General features: G+C 67.8%; 1 pseudogene. It reads right to left on the bottom strand.

What is annotated here, in order from left to right:
- A pseudogene (locus B2W70_RS06930) lies at positions 1-447 on the bottom strand (hypothetical protein); the annotation flags it as partial.

The following is a 447-nucleotide window of genomic DNA, read 5'->3' as shown; positions in this document are numbered from 1 at the left end:
GGCGACCGCTGAGCGCGGGCGGGCCGATGGAGACCGAGTCGTCTGGCGACAGCAGCACCGTGTGACCCGGTCCATCCAGGCCGTCGGTCAAGGGATGGTGGCGCTCGCTCACCCGTCGCCAATTCAAGCGCCCGACGATCACCCCGATCAGTTGGCCTTCCGGGTCGATGACGGGGGCGGCGACGTCGATGAGCTGTGGCACCTGCCCGTCCGGGTCGACGGGCAAAAATCGCGCGAGTCGGCCAGCGGCTTGGGGGCGTCCGACCCAGGCTTGCTTGCCACCTTCCTGGAACCAGTTCTCTGTCGAGGCATCGGTTTGTTCCAGCCTGGCCCCCGTGGCCGAGATGATCAGCCCGCCTGCGTCGGTCAGGGCCAACCACTCGAATTCGGGCGCGTGCTCACGCAATTGCTCGAGCTGCAGCCGCGTGCTGCCCAGGTCCTGCAAGT

Origin of the sequence: Aquabacterium sp. UBA2148 (assembly GCF_002328915.1) — a bacterium.
In the GTDB taxonomy this organism is placed as follows: Bacteria; Pseudomonadota; Gammaproteobacteria; order Burkholderiales; family Burkholderiaceae_C; genus Aquabacterium; species Aquabacterium parvum.
This window is presented reverse-complemented; position numbering and strand designations above follow the sequence as displayed.